Raw genomic sequence first — 3,330 nt, 5'->3', positions numbered from 1 at the left:
GCTGCTGGCCGGCGCGCAGCTTCAGCACCAGCCGGCCGGGGATGGTGGGCGGCGTGGGCTGGGCGTGGAGCAGGCCGTTCAGCCCGAATAAAAGCAGGAATAGAAAGGCACGTAATGGGTTTTTCATCAGGCCAAAGGGTAGTGGGAGGGAGGTAAGTAAAGATACAGTACGCACGAGGCAAGAGTTCGGACTCTGCGGGCTGAGAATTGCCCTCATCGAACGCCTTACCGATGCCAACCGCCGCCGCATGTGGCCGCTCGCCGTAACTTGCGGGGCGGCCCGGCGGCCGCACACGTCTTCTTAAAATCAACCCGACCCACCCCCGATGATTAACAAGCACCAGGCTACCCTCGATGCCGCCGTGCAGGCCCTGCACGGGCGCACGTTCTACGCCGCCTTCCCCGAAAACCCTTCGCCCGACATCTACGGCGCCGACGCCGACGCCCAGGGCCGCGAGAAATTTGCCGCCATGCGCGGCCAGCACTTCACCGAGCTGCAGCAGGGCGAGCCCCAGGGCTGGGCCGGCCAGGAAGAATCGCCCTACGAGCGGCAGTCGCTCGGCATCAAGTACCCCTTCTACCAGCCTGAAACGCTGATTGCCAATGCACAAGCCGCCTTTGGCGAGTGGCGCAAGCTAAAGCCGGCCCTGCGCGCAGCCCTGCTCACGGAAGCGCTGGAGGGCATGAAAAACCGCTTCTTCGAAATTGCCTACGCCACCATGCACACCACGGGGCAGGCCTACATGATGTCCTTCCAGGCCAGCGGCCCCCACGCCGCCGACCGTGCCTTGGAGGCCATTGCCGCCGGCTACGAGGAGCAAACCCGCTTCCCCGAAGAAACCCGCTGGGAGAAGCCCATGGGCAAATACAGCATCGCGCTGAATAAAACCTGGCGCGCCGTGCCCAAGGGCCTGGCCTTGGTCATCGGCTGCTCCACGTTCCCGACCTGGAACACGGTGCCCGGCATGTTTGCCAGCCTCGTCACCGGCAACCCCACCATCATCAAGCCCCACCCCAAGGCGGTGCTGCCCATTGCCATCGTGGTGGCCGAGGTGCAGAAAGTGCTGAAGGAGAATGGTCTGAACCCCAACATCTGCCAGCTGGCCGTGGATGCCGACGACCACCTCATCACCAAGGAGCTGGCCGAAAACCCCGCCATCAAGCTCATCGACTACACCGGCGGCTCGGCCTTCGGCGAGTACGTGGAGAGCCTGAAAGGCAAGACGGTCTTCACCGAGAAAACCGGCGTCAACAGCATTATTCTCGACAGCTGCGACGACCTCGACAAAGTGGCCCAGAACCTGGCCTTCTCCGTGAGCCTCTACTCGGGCCAGATGTGCACTGCCCCGCAAAACTTCTTCATTCCGGCCGCTGGCGTGAAGGTGGGCGGCGAGTTGGTGCCCTACGAAGACGTGGTGCAGAAAATCTCGGCCGCCGTCACGGGCCTGGCCACCAACCCCAAGGCCGGCCCGCATGTGTTCGGCGCCATCCAGAGCGAAATCACGCACGACCGCGTGAAGCAGCTCGCCTTCGATGGCGGCCGCAGCATCCTCGCCCACGGCACCGTCGACAACCCCGTGTTCCAGAACGCGCGCACCTGCTCGCCCAGCATCCACGAAATCAATTCCGACAATGTGGAGCAGTTCAGCCAGGAGCTGTTCGGGCCCATTATGCTCGTCATCAAAACCAAAGACACGCAGGAGAGCATCCGCCTGGCCGCCCAACTGGCCCGCGAGCACGGTGCTATTTCGTGCGGTGCCTACACCACCGACGAGGCCATCAAGGAGCAAATTATGGACGAGATGAGCCTGGCCGGCACGCCCGTCAGCTTCAACCTCACCGGCGGCATCTACGTGAACCAGAACGCCGGCTTCTCCGACTTCCACGTGACGGGCGGCAACCCCGCCGGCAACGCCAGCTTCACCAACCCCGAGTTCGTCATCAAGCGCTTCACTTGGGTGGGCTTCCGCGAGCCGGCGTAAACGCTGCGCTTAATGAAGAATTGAGAATGAGGAATGAAGAATTATCACCGGGTAATTCTTCATTCCTCATTCTCAATTCTTCATTAGCAAAAAAGGCCGCCGCTTCGGAAGAAGCGGCGGCCTTTTTTGCTAGCGGCCTTTGGCGAACTTATAATGGTGGTTGGCCTTGGCAGTCTTGAATTTTTCGGGCGAGTGCGGGTTCAAATCGATAACCGGGCGGAGAGATTCGCGGCGGAAGTGGGCTTTGTTGTTTTTGCCCTTGCCGGCTTCCGAGCTGTGGTTGAAGGCTCGTTTGAGGTTGCCCTTGGGGCGGTCCTGGGCGGCGGCCCGGCCGGCAGTGCTCAGGCTGAATGCGAAGAGCAACAGGAGGAAAAGCTTATTCATGGCAGTTGATGGCTGGAGGTGGACGTAAGCAGCAGCGGCCATTGGCCACTAGGACCTTATACTACTATTCAGCCCGAAAAGATGCTATTCCGCAAGGGGAATATGCGTGGTAGCCCAGCCCGGCAGCTACGCCCGCAGCTTTAGCCCAGCTGCCGGGGCAGGCCCAGCTCGCGGGCCAGCGGCGCGGCACCCGACTGCCACAGGGCGGCCAGCACGGCGTTGGCCGTTTCGGCTAGTTCCAGGTGCAGGTCTTCGTGCAGCTTGGCGGTTTGTTTCAGGGCCTCGTGGGTGCGTTTGGTGAGGTGTTGGAGCAGGGGCTGAGTGGGGCCGTGCAGCCGCGCCGTGGTGGCGGCCTGGTGCCGAAACACATTGTGCAGCAGCCGCCAGCTCAACTCAATCTCGCCAAATATGTCGCCGGTTATTTTGGCGTGGTAGGTCAGCCGCGCCTGTAGCTGCCGCAGAATCACGAGCAGGTCGTTGGGGGTGGGATGGAAGCCCCGCACCGGGTCGTCGACCTGCGCGCGCAGCGTGGCGCGGCGGGTTTCGAGCGCCTCCGGGCCTTCGAGCAGCCGGAAGGCCAGCTGCTCGGTGAGCACGGCATCCTGGGCCACGAGCCGCACGAGGAGCTGGTCTTTCTCGCGGGGCGGCAGGTCGAGCAGGGCGCGGCGAAGGTCGGGTGAGAGGGTTGGCATGAGGCAAGCGGGCCCGGGCGACTGGGTTGGGGCTAGGTGGTTGGGGGGCGAAGGTAGCGGCCGGCCAGCGTAGCCTGCCGCTGGCAGGTATTGTATAGATGGGTATGATTTATTATATTTAATACGTGCTGTTCACCTTTACGTCGCTGCCGTGTTTTTGCTCCGTTGCCTGCGCTGGGTTGCTTGGGCAGGCTACTTCGGGCTGGCCCTGGTGCCAACGGGCTGCCGCACGGCCGGCGGCCCGGCGGTCAGTCCGACCGTAGCAGCGCCAG

Annotated in this window: 3 protein-coding genes; 1 reads left to right on the top strand and 2 read right to left on the bottom strand. The window is 62.9% G+C overall.

Going from position 1 to position 3,330, the window contains the following annotated elements; genetic code table 11:
- Positions 1 to 326 precede the first annotated feature (326 nt).
- Entirely contained in the window at positions 327 to 1,982 is a 1,656-nt protein-coding gene (gene paaN, locus ACYVDE_RS18065) for an aldehyde dehydrogenase family protein (protein ID WP_460502949.1), read from the top strand.
- Between the two features lie 129 nt (positions 1,983 to 2,111).
- Here paaN and ACYVDE_RS18060 read toward each other — a convergent pair whose 3' ends face one another.
- Together ACYVDE_RS18060 and ACYVDE_RS18055 are read right to left on the bottom strand one after the other, a co-directional pair.
- A complete protein-coding gene (locus ACYVDE_RS18060) occupies positions 2,112 to 2,366 on the bottom strand; it encodes a hypothetical protein (protein WP_460502948.1) in 255 nt (84 codons plus the stop codon).
- A 140-nt stretch (positions 2,367 to 2,506) separates the two neighbouring features.
- The gene (locus ACYVDE_RS18055) at positions 2,507 to 3,058 is read right to left on the bottom strand and encodes a hypothetical protein (protein ID WP_460502947.1); all 552 of its coding nucleotides are present in this window, start codon (positions 3,056 to 3,058) and stop codon (positions 2,507 to 2,509) included.
- Positions 3,059 to 3,330: the final 272 nt, after the last annotated feature.

Source organism: Hymenobacter agri (assembly GCF_054778495.1).
Note: the sequence above shows the minus strand (reverse complement) of the source record. Positions and strands in the feature narration are given on the sequence as shown.